11 protein-coding genes and 1 tRNA gene are annotated in these 13,973 nt (G+C 68.5%); 3 read left to right on the forward strand and 9 right to left on the reverse strand.

Features of this window, described 5'->3' with window-relative positions:
- Nucleotides 1–19 precede the first annotated feature (19 nt).
- A tRNA-Lys gene (locus tag EZ216_RS03140) sits at nucleotides 20–95 on the forward strand.
- Between the two features lie 25 nt (nucleotides 96–120).
- Here the strand turns inward: EZ216_RS03140 and EZ216_RS03145 are convergent.
- The gene (locus tag EZ216_RS03145; protein ID WP_167772815.1) at nucleotides 121–798 is read right to left on the reverse strand and encodes a 2OG-Fe(II) oxygenase; all 678 of its coding nucleotides are present in this window, start codon (nucleotides 796–798) and stop codon (nucleotides 121–123) included.
- Between the two features lie 177 nt (nucleotides 799–975).
- Nucleotides 976–1,659 carry a 2OG-Fe(II) oxygenase gene (locus tag EZ216_RS03150; protein ID WP_135248110.1) on the reverse strand — a complete coding sequence of 228 codons (684 nt, stop codon included), beginning with the start codon at nucleotides 1,657–1,659 and terminating at the stop codon, nucleotides 976–978.
- Nucleotides 1,660–1,888: 229 nt separating this feature from the next.
- Between EZ216_RS03150 and EZ216_RS03155 the strand changes: the two genes are divergently transcribed.
- On the forward strand, nucleotides 1,889–2,296 hold the full coding sequence (locus EZ216_RS03155) for a hypothetical protein (RefSeq protein WP_135248111.1): 408 nt from the start codon (nucleotides 1,889–1,891) through the stop codon (nucleotides 2,294–2,296).
- On the opposite strand, the gene EZ216_RS03160 is transcribed toward EZ216_RS03155, so the two are convergent.
- The 7 genes from EZ216_RS03160 to dapC all read right to left on the reverse strand — a co-directional run bounded on the left by EZ216_RS03160 (nucleotide 2,273) and on the right by dapC (nucleotide 10,236).
- Nucleotides 2,273–2,797, reverse strand: a complete 525-nt coding sequence (locus EZ216_RS03160) for a hypothetical protein (RefSeq protein WP_135248112.1) — start codon at nucleotides 2,795–2,797, stop codon at nucleotides 2,273–2,275. The two genes, EZ216_RS03155 and EZ216_RS03160, sit on opposite strands and share 24 nt — an antisense overlap.
- 27 nt (nucleotides 2,798–2,824) lie before the next feature.
- Complete coding sequence (locus EZ216_RS03165) at nucleotides 2,825–4,768, reverse strand: ABC-F family ATP-binding cassette domain-containing protein (RefSeq protein WP_135248113.1); 1,944 nt, start codon at nucleotides 4,766–4,768, stop codon at nucleotides 2,825–2,827.
- A gap of 77 nt (nucleotides 4,769–4,845) precedes the next feature.
- Entirely contained in the window at nucleotides 4,846–5,712 is an 867-nt protein-coding gene (prmB, locus tag EZ216_RS03170) for a 50S ribosomal protein L3 N(5)-glutamine methyltransferase (RefSeq protein ID WP_135248114.1), read from the reverse strand.
- 10 nt (nucleotides 5,713–5,722) lie between these two features.
- A complete protein-coding gene (gene dapE / locus EZ216_RS03175) occupies nucleotides 5,723–6,871 on the reverse strand; it encodes a succinyl-diaminopimelate desuccinylase (RefSeq protein ID WP_135248115.1) in 1,149 nt (382 codons plus the stop codon).
- 37 nt (nucleotides 6,872–6,908) lie between these two features.
- Nucleotides 6,909–8,072, reverse strand: coding sequence for a PilT/PilU family type 4a pilus ATPase (locus EZ216_RS03180; protein WP_135248116.1), 1,164 nt, complete (start codon nucleotides 8,070–8,072; stop codon nucleotides 6,909–6,911).
- Nucleotides 8,073–8,198: 126 nt separating this feature from the next.
- The gene (dapD, locus tag EZ216_RS03185) at nucleotides 8,199–9,023 is read right to left on the reverse strand and encodes a 2,3,4,5-tetrahydropyridine-2,6-dicarboxylate N-succinyltransferase (protein ID WP_135248117.1); all 825 of its coding nucleotides are present in this window, start codon (nucleotides 9,021–9,023) and stop codon (nucleotides 8,199–8,201) included.
- 7 nt (nucleotides 9,024–9,030) lie between these two features.
- Entirely contained in the window at nucleotides 9,031–10,236 is a 1,206-nt protein-coding gene (dapC, locus tag EZ216_RS03190) for a succinyldiaminopimelate transaminase (protein ID WP_135248118.1), read from the reverse strand.
- Between the two features lie 221 nt (nucleotides 10,237–10,457).
- Here dapC and smc point away from each other — a divergent pair, with 221 nt between their 5' ends.
- Nucleotides 10,458–13,973 (forward strand): chromosome segregation protein SMC, encoded by a 3,516-nt coding sequence (gene smc, locus EZ216_RS03195; RefSeq protein ID WP_135248119.1) that lies wholly within the window; start codon nucleotides 10,458–10,460, stop codon nucleotides 13,971–13,973.

Here is a 13,973-nt window from a genome sequence, read left to right on the forward strand (position 1 = left end):
GATGCTCGTCACGAGAGGCGGGACGTTAGCTCAGTTGGTAGAGCAGCGGACTTTTAATCCGTTGGTCACAAGTTCGAATCTTGTACGTCCTACCAGGCCCTCTTGTTCACCGTTTCGCGTTCAGCGGAACGGCCTTCCCGATCCCCACGCCACCAGCGACCGCCGCACGCCGCGCGTGACGGGGGTCACCCGGTGCGCCATGTACGAGGGAAACAGCGTCGCCGAGCCGCGCTGGCGGCTCTCTTCGCGCGACCCCAGTCCCACGAAGTCCAGCATGCCGCCGTCGTAGTCCTGCGGGTCGCTCAGCTGGATGGTCAGCGACAGCTTGCGCAGGCTGGTCTGGTCGCGGCCGATGTCCATGTGCCAGTCGAAGTGCTGGCTCGGCCCGTATTCGGTGAACTGCAGCGCGTCCACGAACCCTTCCATCTCATAGCCGAACTGGCCGGCGGCTTGCAGGAACAGCACGCCCAGCTTGTGGTACAGCCAATGGTTCGCGGGCTCCGGTGGGATCCAGGCGATCTGGCTGACACGGTAGTTCTCCGGGTCCAGCTCGGCGCGGCCCGCCATCGAAGGCAACTGCCGGCCGAGGGCGACCACGGTCTCGCATTCGGCCGCCGTCAGCACGCCGGCGTGCCACTGGATGGACGCCACCATCGGGTTGGGCTGCGCCTGGAGCGCTGCGTTGAACGGACCGGTGCCCGGGGGCCATTGCAGCGATCCGACGCCGGCGGCATCGACGCTGACGCCGGTGGGAAAGCGGTAGAGGAGCGGAGCGCCGACTGTCGGAGTGGTGGTCATGGCGGCGTAGCGTAACCGCTGCCGCGTCTTCCCCGATTGGCGCCGGCCGTGCGTGCCGCGCCGCAAGACAAGCGCTTGCATCGCCTGGATCGCGAAAGCGTTGATCTCGTTGTCCGCAGCGGTCCGCGTTCGCGGAACACGACCTCCAGGCGAGAATTCAGTGCCTGCGCTTGCGCTTCATCGAAACGCCGGCCCCGAAGCCCAAGCCAGCAACACCCTCCGCGTCCCTCGCGTCACCGGCGTCATCTCGTGCCCCAGGTACGCCGGATGGAACGTCGCGGACCCGTGCTGGCGCACTTCGTCCATCGTTCCCAGTCCCACGAACGACAGCGTCCCGCCGTCGTATTCCGACGGATCGGAGAGCTGGATGACTGCCGCCAGCTTGCGCAGGCTGGCGATGCCGCTGCCCAGGTCCATGCGCCAGTGCCAGTGCGAGCCGGGGCCGTACTCGACGTAGAGCAGGGCTTCGGAAAGCCCGGCCAGGGTAAAACCGAACTGGCGGTTGACCTGGGCCATCAGCGCGCCGATGCGGTGGTACAGCCAGTGGTTTTCTTCGCGCGGTTCGATCCAGCGCATGTGGCTTCCCAGATGCGCGGCGGGCGCCGCCTGGCCGGAGAGGTCGAGTTCGGGCAGGGCACGGGCCCACGCCGTCACCGTGGCGCATTCGTCGGCGCCCAGCACATGCGGGCGCCAATGCGCCGTGCCCAGGCTGGTGGGGTTCGGTATCGCCTTCCACTCGTTGCCGAACGCGGTGAGTCCGGGCGGCCAGTCCAGCGCAGCAAGGCTCCTGCCGTCCGTGAGCACGTCGGTCGGAATCATGTACTGGAGCGGCAGGGTGAGGACGTTGGGGTCGGTGGCCATGGGTGGTGGTAACGGGTGATGCGAAAGCGACGCGCCGATTGTCCCAAACGTAACGGGGCTCATCCGTAAGCAAGGGCTTCGGGGCCGCCAGGCACCATCGGCGGCGAGGCGGGCGGCCTCACGGGCGGCCCCATCCGTGCTGTTGCGGCCCGAGCCACCCTGTTACTCGGCGGCACAACGCTGGAAAAGGCCATGGGTAGGATTCCCATTCGCCAACCGAACAACGCCCATGCTCTCCGCCGCGCCGCTCACCCCTTCCCGCCGCCCGACCGTTCCCGCCGGCCAGCAGGAGGTCATCCGCGTGGTGCTGTCGATGCTGCAGGAACACGGCATGGACGTGGTGTTCGTCGGGGCCTACACCGAAGGCTCGCGGCGCTTCCGCATCGTCGAGACGATGAGCCACGGGCCGGCCGCGGCCATCGCCACCGGCGCGCAGGGCGGTTCCCTGGTGGAAGAGCCCATCGTGCTGCGCGACGGCCAGGTGCTGGGCCGGCTGTGCTGCTGCCAGGCTTCGGCCAATGCCGCAGCGGCCGAACGTGACCAGCGCTGGCTGCGCCACGGCGCGCGACTGGCAGCGCGCCTGCTCGACAACGAGCAGGTGCTGCGCGAGCTTTCAGCGCAGTCGCTCGACCAGTGACAGCACCGGGGCGGGCGGCGGCAGCGTCAGCTGCGCGTCTTTCACGACCCGCACGCAGTCCTTGAGGTGTTCCTCGCCCAGGTAGCGCAGCGCCGCGTAGCCCATCAGCGCCGCCACCGCCTGGCCGGCGAACGGCACGTACTTCGCTGCCTGCTTGCCGCTCATCCGCACGCCGATCGTCTTCGCCAGGCGCAGCACCAGGTCGCGCGTGACCAGCCGGCCGATCACCAGCGACCCGACCACCGATACCGCCTTCTGCACCTCGCTGCGCTTGTGCGCCGGCAGGCGGGACAGCTGCTCCGGCGTCAGGCCGAACTGCGAGTTGATCTCGGGCAGCAGGCTGGACAGCAGCGCCGCGTCCACCGCGAAGTCCAGTCCCGGCACGGGCACCGCGCTGGCGGCCGCGCCCGCCAGTGCGCGCCGGTTGAGCAGCTTGCGGCACAGCCGCACGCGCTCGACCAGTTGCGGATCGCCGGCGGCCAGTTGCAGGGCGGTGGGCATGCCGGATTCTCGCCCGGCCGGCCGGACTCAGGCGGCCGAGCCTTCGATCTGTTCGATCTCGCCGGTCAGCGCCAGCCAGCGTTCCTCGGCTGCTTCCAGCGATTGGACGACGCCCTTCAGCTGCCGCCCCGCTTCAGCGATGTCCGCCGGCGGCAGAGGCGTTCCCAAGCGGGCCTCCAGCGCTTCCTTTTCCGCCTGCAGACGGGCCATGGATTGCTCGGCCTGCGCCAGTTCCTTCTTCAGCGGGCGTGTACGGGCCGCCAGCTGCTGACGTGCGGCCGCGTCCAGCTTGCGCTGGGCCTGCGGGGCGGCCACTGGCGGAGCCGGGACCGCAACGGGTGCAGCGGCGGCCACTTTCGCCACCTCGCGCAGGCGGCGTGCTTCGTCCAGCAAGTAGCGCTGGTAGTCGTCCAGGTCGCCGTCGAACGGACCGACCTGGCCGCGGCCGACCAGCCAGAACTCGTCGCACACCGCCCGCAGCAACGCGCGGTCGTGGCTGACCAGCAGCACGGTGCCTTCGAACTCGTTCAGCGCCATCGACAGGGCTTCCCGCGTGGCCAGGTCCAGGTGGTTGGTCGGCTCGTCCAGCAGCAGCAGGTTGGGGCGCTGCCACACGATCATGGCCAGCACCAGGCGCGCCTTCTCGCCGCCGCTCATGGTGCCCACGGCCTGCGCCACCATGTCGCCGCTGAAATTGAAGCTGCCCAGGAAGTTGCGCAGTTCCTGCTCGCGCGCCTGCGGGCCGACGTCGCGGGCCAGGCGGATCATGTGTTCCAGCGGATTGCTGTCCGGCGACAGCACGTCCAGTTCCTGCTGCGCGAAGTAGCCGATGTGCAGGCCTTTGCCTTCGGTGAGTGTCCCCCCGAGCGGTTCGATGGCGCGCGCCACCGTCTTCACCAGCGTGGACTTGCCCTGGCCGTTGGCGCCCAGGATGCCGATGCGCTGGCCCGCCATCACCGAGCGGTTGACGCCGCGCAGGATCACCTTCTCCGCGGCGTCGCCGCGGTACCCCAGCTCGGCGTCCTGCACCACCAGCATCGGGTTGGGGATGTTCTGCGGCTCCTTGAATTCGAAGCTGAACTCCGCGTCGGCCAGCACCGGCGCGATCTTCTCCATGCGCTCCAGCGCCTTGACGCGGCTTTGCGCCTGCTTGGCTTTCGACGCCTTGGCCTTGAAGCGGTCGATGAACTTCTGCAGGTGCGCGATCTTGTCCTGCTGCTTGGCGAAGGCGGCTTGCTGCAATTCCAGCTGCTGCGCGCGCAGCAGCTCGAACGCGCTGTAGTTGCCGCCATAGCGATTGAGCTTCTGGTGGTCGATGTGCACGGTGACGTTGGTCACCGCGTCCAGGAACTCCCGATCGTGGCTGATGACCACCATCGTGCCGGCATAGCGCTGCAGCCACGATTCCAGCCACACCAGCGCGTCCAGGTCCAGGTGGTTGGTGGGTTCGTCCAGCAGCAGCAGGTCCGAAGGGCACATCAGCGCGCGCGCCAGCTGCAGGCGCATGCGCCAGCCGCCGGAGAAGCTGTTCACCGGCTGCTCCAGCTCGTGCACCTGGAAGCCCAGGCCCAGGATCAGCGCCTGCGCGCGCGGCACCGCGTCGTGCTCGCCGGCGTCGGCCAGGTCCGAGTGCGCGTGCGCGATGCGCATGCCGTCTTCGGAGGCTTCCGCTTGCGCCAGTTCCGCGCGCAGTTCCATCAGGCGCGTGTCGCCACCCAGGACGAAGGCGGTGGCGCTCTCGTCCGTCTCCGGCATGTGTTGCGCCACTTGCGAGAGGCGCCATTGCGCGGGCAGCGAGAACTCGCCGCTGTCTTCATGCAGCTGGCCGTTGAAGACGGCGAACAGGCTGGACTTGCCGGCGCCGTTGCGGCCGACCAGGGCGGCTTTCTCGCCGGCGTGCAGCGTGAGCGACACGCCGTCCAGCAGCACCTTGGCGCCGCGGCGCAGGGTGAGGTTGCGCAGCGTGATCATCGGGAAAGGGACATCGGGTTGGGGTGACGCGGCGTGGGTGCCGCGCGGGCCGGCGCTTCAGCGGCCGGCGAAGGGCGTCATTGTCGCACCAAGGCTTCGCGCGTCAGCAGCAGCACCTGGTCGTCGCCCGCGCTGGTGTCCAGCCACACGGCTTCGAGGTGTGGGAACGCCGCTTCGAAATGCTGCCGCTCGTTGCCGATCTCCAGCACCAGCACGCCTTCCGAAGACAGGCGCGAAGGCAGGTCGGCCAGCAGTTGCCGGATGAAGTCCATGCCGTCCATGCCGCCGGCCAGCGCGAGTTCGGGCTCGGCGCGGTATTCGGCCGGCAGCACCGCCATGCTGGCGCTGTTCACGTATGGCGGGTTGCAGAGCACTAGGTCATACGGGCCGGGCAGGGCGCCCAGGCCGTCCGACTGCAGCAACGTGATGCGGTCTTCCAGTTGATGCTTGCCGACATTGATGGCCGCCACTTCCAGTGCCTCCAGCGACAGATCGGCGCCATCTACCCGCACGTCCGGCCAGGCCATCGCGGCGATCACCGCGAGAGAACCGTTGCCCGTGCACAGGTCCAGCACCCGGCGCGTGTTCTCGCTCAGCCAGGGGTCGATGGTGCCGTCCGCCAGCAGTTCCGCGATGAAGCTGCGCGGCACGATGGCGCGTTCGTCCACGTAGAACGGCACACCTTGCAGCCACGCTTCGCGCGTCAGGTAGGCGGCGGGCTTGCGGGTGGCGATGCGCTCGTCCACCAGCTGCATCGCGTGCGCTGCCTGCGTCGCGTCGATGGCATCGTCCTCGTGGCCTTCGAGTTCGTCCAGCGGCCGGCCTAGCCGCCACAGCACCAGCCACGCGGCTTCGTCGAAAGCGTTGGTGGTGCCGTGCCCGAAAGCCACGCCGGCCTGTTGCAGCCGCGAGGCGGACAGCTCGATCAGTTCGATGAGGGTCATGGTCCGCGCCTCAGGCCCGGTCCAGCAGTTCCAGCGTGCGCCGGTAGATGTCTTTCAGCGGCTCGATCTGCGCCACCTCGATGTGCTCGTCGATCTTGTGGATCATGGCGTTCACCGGGCCGAATTCGACGACCTGGGGACAGATGCGCGAGATGAAGCGGCCGTCGCTCGTGCCGCCGGTGGTGGACAGCTCCGGCGTCACGCCCGCGATCTCCTCGATCGCCTTCGTCATCGCGCCCACCAGTTCGGCCGGCCGCGTGAGGAAGGGCAGGCCGCCCAGGGTCCAGTCCAGCTGATAGTCCAGGCCGTGCTGGTCGAGCACCGCGTGCACGCGCTGCTTCAGTGCGTCAGGCGTCGACTCGGTGGAATAGCGGAAGTTGAAATCCACCACCAGCGATCCCGGGATGACGTTGGTCGCGCCGGTGCCCGAGTGGATGTTGCTGCACTGGAAGCTGGTGGGCGGGAAGAAGTCGTTGCCGCGGTCCCATTCGATGCCGGCCAGTTCCGCCAGCGCCGGCATCGCCAGGTGAATGGGATTCTTCGCCAGCTGCGGGTAGGCGATGTGGCCCTGCACGCCACGCACGGTGAGCTTGCCCGACAGGCTGCCGCGGCGGCCGTTCTTGATCATGTCGCCCAAGCGCGTCACCGAGCTGGGTTCGCCGACGATGCAGTAGTCCAGCTTCTCGCCGCGCGCTTTCAGCTGCTCGCACACGACCACGGTGCCATCGACCGACGGTCCTTCCTCGTCGCTGGTGATCAGCAGCGAGATCGACAGCGCCGGATCGGGATGCGCGGCGAGGAATTCCTCGACGGCCACGACGAACGCCGCGATCGACGTCTTCATGTCCGCCGTGCCGCGCCCGTACAGCTTGCCGTCGCGGTGCGCGGGCACGAAGGGGTCGCTGGTCCATTGCTCCAGCGGGCCGGTGGGCACCACGTCGGTGTGGCCGGCGAACACCAGCGCGGGCGCGCCGGGCTTCGACGAAGCGCGCTTGGCCCAGAGGTTGGTCACGCGGAAGTTCTCGGGGCCGCTGACGATGGTTTCGCACTCGAATCCCAAGGGCTCCAGCCGTTGCCGCAGCAGCGGCTGGCAGCCGCCGTCTTCCGGGGTGACCGAGCGGCGGGAGACGAGTTGTTCGGTGAGGTAGAGGGCCTGCATGACGGGATTCCCGCGTTCGCGGGGTGGCGGTGAGCGCCTAGTGCTTCACGTCCAGCGTGATCTCGGTGAACGAAGGCTCGTCGGCCAGGTCTTCCTCGCTCGCGCCTTCCTCCGGCCTGGCCGCACCCGCACCCGGGCCGAAGTCGTTCTGCAGGCGCCACTGCAGGTTGGTGGGCGAGTCGGCGTTCGCGATGCCTTCCTTCTTGTCCACCACGCCATCGACGATGAGCTTGGCGATGGCCTGCTCGAACGTCTGCGAGCCTTCGGCCATGGACTTCTCCATCGCTTCCTTCACGCCGGAGAAGTCGCCCTTCTCGATCAGCTCGGACACCAGCTTGGTGTTGAGCATCACCTCCACCGCCGGCGCGCGGCCGCCGTGGATGGTGCGCAGCAGGCGCTGCGACACGATAGCCTTCAGCGCCGCGGCCAGGTCGCCCAGCATGGTGGGACGCACCTCCACCGGGTAGAACGACAGGATGCGGTTCAGCGCCTGGTAGCTGTTGTTGGCGTGCATGGTGGCCAGGCACAGGTGGCCCGACTGCGCGTACGCGATGGCGGCCGACATGGTCTCGCGGTCGCGGATCTCGCCGATCAGGATGACATCGGGCGCCTGGCGCAGCGCGTTCTTCAGCGCGGTCTGCATCGACATCGTGTCGCTGCCCACCTCGCGCTGGTTGACCACCGACTTCTTGTTCTTGAACAGGAATTCGACCGGGTCCTCGATGGTCAGGATGTGGCCGGATGCCTTCTCGTTGCGGTAATCCATCATCGCAGCCAGCGTGGTGCTCTTGCCGGCGCCGGTGGAGCCCACCATCAGCAGCAGGCCGCGCTTGGCCATGATCAGCTCGCCCAGCACCAACGGCACGTTCAGCGATTCCAGCGGCGGGATCTCGGTGGTGATGTAGCGGATGACCGCGGCGTAGGTGCCGCGCTGGCGCATGGCCGAGAAGCGGAAGTTGCCCACGCCGTCGATGGCGTGCGCCATGTTCAACTCGCCGCTTTCCTCCAGCTCCGTCATGCGCTTGGCCGGCAGCACCTCGGCCAGCAGCGCCTTGGGCGCGTCGGGCGGCAGCAGCTGGTTGTTGATCGGCACGCACTGGCCATTGATCTTGATCAGCGCCGGCGCGTTGGCCGACAGGTAGACGTCGGACGCCTTCTTCTCGCCCATCAGGCGAAGGATCCGCTCCATCGTGCCGCTCATGGCATTACTCCTCGTTCCTCAATGACGAATGATCGCGGCTTCGCCTGCGAATGACAAATGACAAATGCCCGGGCCGGCCTTCCGTCATCCGCGCGCAGCGCGGTCATCCGTCATTCGTCATGGTTTTCACGGACGCAGCAGGTCGTTCAGGCTGGTCTTGGCGCGCGTCTGCGCGTCCACGCGTTTCACGATGATGGCGGCGTACAGGCTGTACTTGCCGCCGTCCTTGGGCAGGCTGCCGGAGATCACCACCGAGCCCGCCGGCACGCGGCCGTAGCTGGTCTCGCCGGTGGCGCGGTCGTAGATCGGCGTGCTCTGGCCGATGTACACGCCCATGGACACCACCGAGTTCTCCTCGACGATGACGCCTTCCACGATCTCGGAGCGGGCGCCGATGAAGCAGTTGTCCTCGATGATGGTCGGGTTGGCCTGCAGCGGCTCCAGCACGCCGCCCAGGCCCACGCCGCCGGACAGGTGCACGTTCTTGCCCACCTGCGCGCACGAGCCCACGGTGGCCCAGGTGTCCACCATGGTGCCTTCGTCGACGTACGCGCCGATGTTCACGTAGCTGGGCATCAGCACCGCGCCCTTGGCGATGTAGCTGCCGCGGCGCGCCACGGCCGGCGGCACCACGCGCACGCCGGTGGCCGCCATCTCCTCGGGCGACAGGTGGGCGAACTTGGTCGGCACCTTGTCGAAGAAGGCCAGCTCGCCGGACTTCATCAGCGCGTTGTCCTTCAGGCGGAACGACAGCAGCACCGCCTTCTTGATCCACTGGTGCACGGTCCACTTGCCGACGCCTTCGCGCGTGGCCACGCGCAGGCGGCCGTGGTTCAGTTCGGCGATGACGTGTTCGACGGCCTCGGCGACGTCTTTCGGCGCGTCCTTCGCGGACAGGTTGGCGCGGTTGTCCCAGGCGGTGGCTATGGTCTGCTGCAGCTGCTGGCTCATGGAAGGTTCAGGCTTTTCGGTTCTGGATGAATCGGACGATGCGTTGCGCGGCTTCCAGACACTCGGCCGCTTCCGCGACCAGGGCCATGCGCACGCGGCCGGCGCCGGGGTTGCGGCCGCCGCTCTCGCGGGCGAGGTAGCTGCCCGGCAAGACCGTCACATTGTATTGAGCCAGCAGGTCGCGGGCGAAGGCGGTGTCGTCGCCGCCGGGCACGCCGGCCCAGAGATAGAACCCCGCGTCGGGCAGGCGCACGTCCATGACCTCGGCCAGCACGGGCGTGACCTCGGCGAACTTGCGGCGGTACTCGGCGCGGTTGTCCACCACATGCTGCTCGTCGTTCCAGGCCACGATGCTGGCGGCCTGCACCGGCGGTGCCATCGCGCTGCCGTGGTAGGTGCGGTACAGCGCGAAAGCCTTCAACAGTTGCGCATCGCCCGCGACGAAGCCGCTGCGCATGCCGGGCACGTTGCTGCGCTTGGACAAGCTGGTGAACGCCACCAGGCGGCGGAAATCGGTGCGGCCCAGCTGGGCGGCGGCTTCCAGGCCGCCCAGCGGCGGCTCGTCGCGGAAGTAGATCTCGCTGTAGCACTCGTCCGAAGCGATCACGAAGCCGTGCCGGTCCGACAGCTCGAACAGCTTGCGCCACTCGTCCAGCGGCATCACGGCGCCGGTGGGGTTGCCGGGCGAGCAGACGTAGATCAGCTGGGTGCGGGCCCAGACCTCCGCGGGCACGCTGTCCCAGTCCACCGCGAAATTGCGCGCCGGGTCGCTGGGCGCGTAGTACGGTTCCGCCCCCGCCAGCAGGCAGGCGCCTTCGTAGATCTGGTAGAACGGGTTGGGGCAGACCACCACCGGCGACCTGGTGGGATCGATCACCGTCTGCGCGAAAGCGAACAGCGCCTCACGCGAGCCGTTGACCGGCAGCACCTGCGTCGCCGCGTCCACCGCCAGCCCGTAGCGGCGCTTCAGCCAGCCGGCGAAAGCTTCGCGCAGCTGGGGCGTGCCCACGGTGGGCGGGTAGCCCGTCAGGTCGCTGCCCGGCGTTTCCAGCGCGTCCTTGAGCGCCTGCTTGATGAAGGATGGCGTCGGGTGCTTGGGCTCGCCGATGCCCAGGCTGATGGGGCGGAATTCGGGATTCGGGGTCACGCCCGCGAACAACTGCCGCAGCCGCTCGAAAGGGTAGGGCTGCAGGCGGGCCAAAAGGGGATTCATGGGCCGAATTATCGGTTCCGGCTGACGCCTTCCCGCCGTGCCCGCTTGTTGCCAAAAACGGGGCCGCCCGTGGGTCGGCGCTTAGCGCGGTTTCGGGGCGGTGGCAAGCGAATTCCGTCCGGCGGGGGCGCTGCCCAGTTCGCTATCATGCGGCGGACTTTTCCAGCGCCGCCCGTGGGCGGCGCTGGCCGTTCCGAACACCTCCGCCAGGGCTTGCGCACGTGCGACTCAACTCCATCAAGCTTTCCGGATTCAAGTCTTTCGCCGAACCCACCAACTTCATGCTTCCCGGCCAGCTGGTCGGGGTGGTCGGCCCCAATGGCTGCGGCAAGTCCAACATCATGGACGCGGTTCGCTGGGTGCTGGGCGAGTCCAAGGCCAGCGAGCTGCGCGGCGAGTCCATGCAGGACGTCATCTTCAACGGCACGACGTCCCGCAAGCCGGCCTCGCGCTCTTCGGTCGAACTGATCTTCGACAACGCCGACCACCGCGCGGGCGGCCAGTGGAGCCAGTTCGCCGAGATCGCCGTCAAACGCGTGCTGACGCGCGACGGCACCAGCAGCTACTACATCAACAACCAGCCGGTGCGCCGCCGCGACGTGCAGGACGTGTTCCTGGGCACGGGCCTCGGCCCGCGCGCCTACGCCATCATCGGCCAGGGCACCATCAGCCGCATCATCGAATCCAAGCCGGAAGAGCTGCGCCTGTTCCTGGAGGAAGCCGCGGGCGTCTCGAAGTACAAGGAACGCCGCCGCGAAACCGAGAACCGCCTCTCGGACACGCGCGAGAACCTCACCCGCGTGGAAGACATCCTGCGCGAGCTGAACGCCAACCTGGACAAGCTGGAGAAGCAGGCCGAAGTCGCCCAGCGCTACAACTCGCTGCAGGCCGACGTCAACCTGAAGCAGCACCAGCAGTGGTTCCTCAAGCGCGCCGAAGCCGAGGGCGACCAGGGCAAGCTGAAGCAGGACGCCGACAAGGCCGTCAACGACCTGGAGTCGCGCGTCGCCGACCTGCGCCACGTCGAGAACGAGCTGGAAACCGTGCGCCAGGCCCACTACGCGGCCGGCGACCAGGTCAACCAGGCGCAGGGCCAGCTGTACGAAGCCAGCGCCGAAGTCGGCCGCCTGGAGGCCGAGATCCGCTTCGTGGTCGAAGGCCGCCAGCGCGTGGAGCAGCGGCTGCAGCAGCTGAAGGAACAGACCTCCCATTGGGCCGCGCGCAAGGACGACGCGGCCGCCGAGATCGAGACGCTGGCCGGCCAGGCCGTGGACGCCGAAGAGAAGGCGACGCTGCTGGCCGCGCAACTGGAAGAGCAGTCGATGGCGCTGCCCGACCTGGAAGAGGCGCTGCGCCAGGCGCAGGCCAAGTCCACCGAGCAGCGCCAGGGCGTGGCCCAGGTGCAGCAGCAGATCCAGGTGCTGGCCGCCGACCAGCGCAACATCGAGGAGCAGTCGCGCCAGCTGGGCCAGCGCCGCGAGCGCCTGGTGGCCGACCGCAACGCGCTGGCCGCGCCCGACGAGGCGCGGCTCACCAACCTGCAACAGCAGCTGGCGGTCGCCCAGGAAACCGCCTCCGCGGCGGACGCCCGCCTGCACGAGCTGCAGGACCAGGTGCCGCAGCTGGACGACGACCGCCGCCAGAAGCAGGAAACGGTCAACCGCGAAAGCCACAAGCAGGCCGACCTGTCCGCGCGCATGGAAGCGCTGAAGGCGCTGCAGGAAAAAGTCCAGACCGACGACAAGCTCAAACCCTGGCTGGCCCGCCACGGCCTGGAAGGCCTGCAGGCGCTGTGGAGCCGCATCCACGTGGAGCAGGGCTGGGAGAACGCGCTGGAAGCGGCGCTGCGCGAGCGCCTGTCGTCGCTGGAAGTCTCGCGGCTGGAGATGGTGCGCGCCTTCGCCACCGACGCGCCGCCGGCCAAGCTGGCCTTCTACAGCCCGCCCGCGGCCGCCGTGCCGCTGCCCGCCGGCTCGCTGCCGCGCCTGTCGGACCTGCTGCGGCTGAACGACGCGGGCCAGAAGGCGCTGCTGGCCGACTGGCTGCACGGCTGCTACACCGCCGCCAGCTTCGAGGACGCGCTGGCCGCGCGCGACAAGCTGCAGCCCGGCGAAGTCATCTACGTGCAGACCGGCCATTGCGTCACCGCGCACAGCGTCAGCTTCTACGCGCAGGACTCCGAGCGCGCCGGCCTGCTGGCCCGCCAGCAGGAGATCGAGAACCTGGAGAAGCAGCTGCGCGCGCAGCTGCTCATCGCCGAGGAATCGCGCGGCGCGCTGGTGCGGGCCGAGGCTGCCTACACCGACGCCTCCCAGCGCCTGGTGGCCGTCCGCCGCGAAGCCGCGGAAACGCAGGCCAAGGCGCACGAGCTGCAGGTGGAGACGCTGCGCCTGACGCAGCTGGCCGAACAGACCCGCGCGCGCAGCGAGCAGATCGCCGGTGACCTGGCCGAAGTCGACGCGCTGCTGGAAGAACTGCAGGAACGCCGCGTCGCCGCCGAAGGGCGCTTCGAGGAACTGGACATGCAGCTGGCCGACAGCCAGGAGCGGCATGCCCAGCTGGACGAACGCGTGATCGACGCCGAGCGCAAGCTGGCGCAGGCCCGCGAGCAGCAACGCAGCCTGGAACGCCAGGCGCAGGAAGCGCAGTTCTCGCAGCGTTCGCTGGAAGCGCGCCGTGGGGAATTGCAGCGTGCCATCGATACCGCGCAGCAGCAGGCCGGCAGCATTGCCGCCGAAGAGGAGCGTGCGCATGCGGAACTCTCGCGGCTGACCGACGCCGCCGCGCAGGCCGGCCTGCAGTCTGCGCTGCAGCTGAAATCCGAGCGCGAGCAGGCCCTGGGCGCCAAGCGCAGCGAGTACGACGACCTGACCGCCAAGCTGCGCGCCAGCGACGAGCGCCGCCTGCAGCTGGAACGCGAGCTGGACCCGCTGCGCCAGCGCATCACCGACCTGCAGCTGAAGGAACAGGCCGCCCGCCTGGGCCTGGAGCAATACACGCAACTGCTGGCCGACGCGAACGCGGACCTGGAAGCCGTGGCCAGGTCCATCCAGGACGGCAACGTGCGCCTTTCCAGCATGCAGGGCGAGATCGACCGGCTGCAGCGCGAGATCGCGGCGCTGGGCGCGGTGAACCTGGCGGCGCTGGACGAACTGACCTCGGCGCGCGAGCGCAAGCAGTTCCTGGACGCGCAGACGGCCGACCTGACCGAGGCCATCACCACGCTGGAAGACGCCATCCGCAAGATCGACGGCGAGACGCGCGAGCTGCTGGCCGGCACCTTCAACACCGTCAACGAACACTTCGGCCGCATGTTCCCCGAGCTGTTCGGCGGCGGCAACGCCAAGCTGGTGATGACGGGCGAGGAGATCCTCGACTCCGGCGTGCAGGTGATGGCGCAGCCGCCCGGCAAGAAGAACCAGACCATCCACCTGCTGTCGGGCGGCGAGAAGGCGCTGACGGCCATCGCGCTGGTGTTCGCCATCTTCCAGCTGAACCCGGCGCCTTTCTGCCTGCTGGACGAGGTGGACGCGCCGCTGGACGACGCCAACACCGAGCGCTACGCCAAGCTGGTGTCGGCCATGGCGAAGGAAACGCAGTTCCTGTTCATCAGCCACAACAAGATCGCGATGGAGATGGCCGAGCAGCTGATCGGCGTGACCATGCAGGAGCAAGGTGTGTCGCGCATCGTGGCCGTGGACATGGAATCCGCGGTGTCGATGGCCGAGGCCGCCTGA

The organism is Ramlibacter humi (assembly GCF_004681975.1).
Lineage (GTDB): Bacteria > Pseudomonadota > Gammaproteobacteria > Burkholderiales > Burkholderiaceae_C > Ramlibacter > Ramlibacter humi.

Bases quoted from the DNA above. Each gene is read 5' to 3' on its own strand.
- EZ216_RS03155 (WP_135248111.1), top strand. From the start codon at position 1,889: ATGCTCTCCGCCGCGCCGCTCACCCCTTCCCGCCGCCCGACCGTTCCC.
- EZ216_RS03180 (WP_135248116.1), bottom strand. From the start codon at position 8,072: ATGAGCGGCACGATGGAGCGGATCCTTCGCCTGATGGGCGAGAAGAAG.
- dapD (WP_135248117.1), bottom strand. From the start codon at position 9,023: ATGAGCCAGCAGCTGCAGCAGACCATAGCCACCGCCTGGGACAACCGC.
- prmB (WP_135248114.1), bottom strand. From the start codon at position 5,712: ATGACCCTCATCGAACTGATCGAGCTGTCCGCCTCGCGGCTGCAACAG.
- EZ216_RS03145 (WP_167772815.1), bottom strand. From the start codon at position 798: ATGACCACCACTCCGACAGTCGGCGCTCCGCTCCTCTACCGCTTTCCC.
- EZ216_RS03160 (WP_135248112.1), bottom strand. From the start codon at position 2,797: ATGCCCACCGCCCTGCAACTGGCCGCCGGCGATCCGCAACTGGTCGAG.
- dapE (WP_135248115.1), bottom strand. From the start codon at position 6,871: ATGCAGGCCCTCTACCTCACCGAACAACTCGTCTCCCGCCGCTCGGTC.
- dapC (WP_135248118.1), bottom strand. From the start codon at position 10,236: ATGAATCCCCTTTTGGCCCGCCTGCAGCCCTACCCTTTCGAGCGGCTG.
- EZ216_RS03165 (WP_135248113.1), bottom strand. From the start codon at position 4,768: ATGATCACGCTGCGCAACCTCACCCTGCGCCGCGGCGCCAAGGTGCTG.
- EZ216_RS03150 (WP_135248110.1), bottom strand. From the start codon at position 1,659: ATGGCCACCGACCCCAACGTCCTCACCCTGCCGCTCCAGTACATGATT.